This window comes from Enterococcus sp. DIV2449a, from assembly GCF_051711225.1.
GTDB classification, from domain to species: domain Bacteria; phylum Bacillota; class Bacilli; order Lactobacillales; family Enterococcaceae; genus Enterococcus_D; species Enterococcus_D casseliflavus.
On the sequence record NZ_JBIOME010000005.1, the window covers coordinates 1 to 4,635 of the forward strand.

5 protein-coding genes are annotated in these 4,635 nt (G+C 34.1%); 3 read left to right on the forward strand and 2 right to left on the reverse strand.

Annotated elements, in window-relative coordinates; all coding sequences use genetic code 11:
• Positions 1-311, forward strand: a 311-nt coding sequence (locus tag IGI76_RS17505; RefSeq protein WP_438792269.1) for a replication initiation protein, incomplete at its 5' end; no start/stop codon positions are given.
• A 287-nt stretch (positions 312-598) separates the two neighbouring features.
• On the opposite strand, the gene IGI76_RS17510 is transcribed toward IGI76_RS17505, so the two are convergent.
• Together IGI76_RS17510 and IGI76_RS17515 are read right to left on the reverse strand one after the other, a co-directional pair.
• On the reverse strand, positions 599-766 hold the full coding sequence (locus tag IGI76_RS17510) for a hypothetical protein (RefSeq protein ID WP_432205720.1): 168 nt from the start codon (positions 764-766) through the stop codon (positions 599-601).
• Positions 767-1,106: 340 nt separating this feature from the next.
• The gene (locus tag IGI76_RS17515) at positions 1,107-2,225 is read right to left on the reverse strand and encodes a DNA cytosine methyltransferase (RefSeq protein ID WP_438791801.1); all 1,119 of its coding nucleotides are present in this window, start codon (positions 2,223-2,225) and stop codon (positions 1,107-1,109) included.
• Between the two features lie 35 nt (positions 2,226-2,260).
• On the opposite strand from IGI76_RS17515, the gene IGI76_RS17520 reads away from it, so the two are divergent.
• Together IGI76_RS17520 and IGI76_RS17525 are read left to right on the forward strand one after the other, a co-directional pair.
• Entirely contained in the window at positions 2,261-3,313 is a 1,053-nt protein-coding gene (locus tag IGI76_RS17520; protein WP_375861418.1) for a hypothetical protein, read from the forward strand.
• 799 nt (positions 3,314-4,112) lie between these two features.
• On the forward strand, positions 4,113-4,635 hold a 523-nt coding region (locus IGI76_RS17525; protein ID WP_438792270.1), incomplete at its 3' end, for a replication initiation protein.

Genomic DNA, 4,635 nt, shown 5'->3' on the forward strand with positions numbered 1-4,635 from the left:
ATAAGGATAAAGGAAAATCAATCGCAATCTTACAAGGGACCCCAGAAGAATTTAAAGAATGGCTTGGAGCACCAAAAAGTTATTCCTACAATTCTTTGAAAAATCAAGTCCTTATAAAAGCAATCGAGGAAATTAACTTAAAAATCGACGACATGAACTTAGAACTTTTACAAGGACGCTATGGTCGTAAAGTGGTTCAAGTTGAAATTCATAATAATTGGACGGTTCAACGAGCAACAGCAGAAAATGATAAATGCGTTACAAGTATTTCTACTCATGACTGGTTGAATGGAGATAATATTTTTACATGAACGTAGCGAATTTTAACAAACACGCTTGACGAAAAAAGAGTACAAGTTCACGTGAGTGATCTGTACTCTTTTTCGCACAAACCCAGCAATTTTTCGTAAGAAAAATTTGGTGGGTATAAGTGCGCCCTTAGTAAAAATCGCTAAGGGAATATTTTTCAAATTAACTTTATAGAGACGTACCCCTTATTTCTAAGGGCGCACTTATACGCAGCAACTTCGTTTCAGCGTAATTGTGCTATAAAACTTAAATAGTTTAAGTTTTATCGTCAAGCGTGTTTTGATAAAACTCACTTCGTTCGTGTGATGATGTCTGCATATTTTTTTATATTTCTTAAATACTCGTGATGAGCTTTTAATTCTTCAAGAGATAATTTAAATAAATCAATTTGATTCATATTTGATAATTGCTTTAGTAAATTTGTTTGTAGCCTAGTTCCGAGTTTCGCTTTGCTCAACTAAACATTTTATTTTGATTAAACAGACTACGCTAGTTTAATCAAAATAAAACGTGCAATTAGAATTACTTTAATGCTTTTAAAAGGCTCTTATTTCCATTCTGACGAATTTTTACAGATATCCGTATTTTTATAAGGCTAAGCTTTTAAAGTGTCTTAAAACGCAAATTATGGCTTTCTGAGCGATTATTTCGTTTAGTTGTCGGCATAATCGTCAAAACAGAGGTTCTCGAAACGTAAAAGGTCTTGAGCGTAGCGTGCCTTTGCAGTGTAGAGGTTCTCTGTTAGCTTATGAAAGCCGATGCTTGCCCTTCAGGTCAATATCTAAAAATTTAATATATTATTTTGATGTTATCCCTAATTTATTTAATGTATAGAAAACAGAGCGTGCTAAATGCCATGACATTACTGGTGGAACAGCATTTCCAATCATTTTATAAGCTGAACTAGCGGAACAAGCAAAATTAAAATCGTCTGGGAATGACTGTAGTCTAGCTGTCTCACGGACAGAGAGCCTTCTCCAACCGTCTATATTATTTTCATCTTTCAAAGTAGTTCTGTAGTGAGCTTCTATGTTTCCGTGGTGCTCTGCACGAATTGTAGGGGCAGGTCGGTCAGCATTTATACGATTATTGCCTTGCATTTTTTTGCCAGGATAAAACTTAGCTTTAGAATAATCACGTTGAGTGTGATTTAAGACAGTAGGATCATTAATTTTTCCCCATAAATCATCGATACCTTCTTTAGCAGAAAGCCATTTTCGCTTTGTTTCTAACCCTGTTTGATCAAACAATGCTTTAGGATAAAACACATCTTCTTGATCGCCTAAATCTTTTCTTATTCCTAAAATAATAACCCTTCTTCTGGACTGTGGCACCCCATAATCAGCCGCATTCAAAACGCGATATTGCACATTATATCCTGCAACATCAAAAGCTTTTAGAATAGTATCCAATGCTGAAACGTCAACGGCATTTCCTTTGTTATCTTTTTTTGAATTTCGGATACCATCTACATTTTCGGCAACAAACATTTTAGGTCTATAGTGTTCTATTATTCGAATCATTTGAAGGTACAGCTGTCCTCTTGGGTCACTTAATCCTCCTCTTTTTCCTGAATAACTAAACGTTTGACAGGGGAATCCTCCTAAAACAATATCCACTTCTTCGTTAGGTAGCTCTCTTACATCTATGTCATCGATACTTCTTCTCTCTACCTTATGCCCAAAATTAATCTCATATACATCTGCCGCTTGTTTAAAAATATCATTGGAAAAAATTAAGTTAAATGGCTGTTCAGAATAATGGGTTCCTAAAAAATCGAAATTCCCTCGGAATCCTAAGTCCATCCCTCCTACGCCACTGAATAAGGAAACTACATTTAATTTTTTTGTTTCCTCAGGAACTTCTACTTCAAAAGCATTAATGGTATTGGTTTCTTTGTGAAAATATGATTTCATAATATATAACCCTTTCTAAGAATGGAGTGTGATAAATGAATATTGTTGATGTTTTAGACATAATCCGTAAAAAAATTGAATCTATAAGTCCAATAGATGATCGTTTTTTACGGAGCAAAGGGAATGATAACGGATTTGAAGAGTTATTCCCTTTGGTTGTAAAAGAAGTGTCAGAAGAATTATCTCCTCAAAATGTATTACAATTTACAATACACCTTGGTCATCACTTTCCAGATGTAGACTTGATTCTGAATGATGTTAAATATGGTATTGAGCTAAAGTATCGAGGAAACGGCTCTTGGAATACCAATGGTAACTCTGTTTTTGAATCTATAACTGGGGAAGGATACGAAGAGATATATCTTGTGTTTGGAAGCAAGGTTCCAAAAGAGAAAAGGCTTTTGGTTAAATTTGCTCCTTATTGGCAAGTTACTTCAAGTATAAAAGTCACCCATAGTCCAAGATTCACCATTGATATGGAAAATTTGAGTGAATCCGTTTTTGATTCTAAAAAAGAATATGACTCTTTACGAAGCATGGGTGAATCAGAGAAAGTCCGTTTCGTTCAAAAATTTCTTAAAGAAAATAGCGGTGGAGCTAAATGGTATACAGCACCTGCTGAAACCGTTCCTCCAACCAAATTCAGTGAGTTACCTTCTACAAAGAGGGATCAAATACGAGCAGAACTTCTAATTCTTTTTCCAGATGATTTGCTACATGGTAGTAAACACAGTAAATATACAAGGTCTGCTGAATACCTTTTGGAAGCATATTACGTCTACAATAAATCTCTGAGAGATTTATTTTCTTCTGGTGGAGTTTATACTTTCAATACAACAGATTTCCCGAAAATTATTGGCACGTTAGTTTTCTTAAGAGAGTTGCTAATTCAAACTTTAAATAATGCTTCTGATGATTTCTTTGAACTATGTAAAGAGAATTGGAGCAAAAATCTTCCCACTGATTTAATTTCCAATAATTTATACGACAGTTACAAAGCTATACTTAACTATTTAGGAAGCCTAGAACCATACAATAAACTCTTAGAACAATCTAACGTCCAAAAACTGTCAGAAATGATTCTATAATTCAATTTAGAGTAGCACAAAACCATAGACGCGTCAATAACCGCGTCTATGGTTTTGTGCTAGGAATTAATGACATGTGTCTTTAAATTATCGAATCGTAGTTCCTAAGATATCTCTAAAACGGCATATTTTACGTTTTAAGCCTTTCCTCATTCGACCGTTACTTTTTATACCAATATCAAGTAAAAACGTCTCTGTGAGCATAGTATGGCTTTTTACGGCTGTTCAGGTGGTTTATTGGATCTAAAATTGCTTTTGGGTTGTTAGGGCTTGCCCTGACCGCCTGAAAGGCGCTTGATAAACTAGATTGCCTGAAACTACTAAAAACGTCTTAGAGAGGCTCATACGTCGGTTTTAGCCCTTTCCTGCTCTCTCCTTAAACAACCTTTTTTGATTTTGACCTTAGCGAGTGAACGAAGTGACCGCTGCAAGTTAAATGTGAGCGTGATTTTCGCTTACTCCTTTTTGTTTGTTTTTTGTCTTGTGTTGTTTGTTTTTAGAATAGAGAAACAAAACACACGCCTTCGCGCGCCTTTTATATTTATATATATTTCTTTAATACTTTATAATACTTAGGGAAACGAGAATGGCTTTATACCAACGTTTATAAACATAATACCATAGTAAAATACACACCACTCCATAGTAAAATACACACCACTCCATAGTAAAATACACACCACTCCATAGTAAAATACACACCACTCCATAGTAAAATTCTGTTTTATATTTTTTTTACTATTCTACACTAAATGAATATGATATAGTGAAATTATATTCGTTTTGAAAGGATAAAATTATGAAACACAAACAGAATTATATTTGGCAAAACGACCGTAACTTCGCTTTAGACAAGTATGAACAACAACAATATTATTACGTTGTTGAATCTAACGACCTAATAGCTAAAGCAAAGCATGATTTAACAGTTAATCAGCTAAAAATAGTCGACTTTCTTATCTCTAAAATTCAACCAGAGGATAAAGAATTTGAGGAGCTTGAAACTTCTATGTATGAATTAACTAATGTTTTAGAAATTAAGCGTAGTGGTCGTACTTACAATCAAATTGCTAATACATTAGATGATTTGAGAAAGAAAGAAGTGACTATCTATAATCAAGAAAGAGAAAGTATTGTGCGTACTGGGTGGGTTTCTTCTGCTGAATACTTTAAAAACGGAAAAGTCCTCTTGTCGTTTGATAAAAAACTCACTCCTTACCTATTAGATTTAAGCAAGAATTATACGCAATACTTACTCATAGATACGGTCAAGCTCAAAAGTAAATATTCTATTTTGCTTTACAAACTTATGAGAGAAGCTG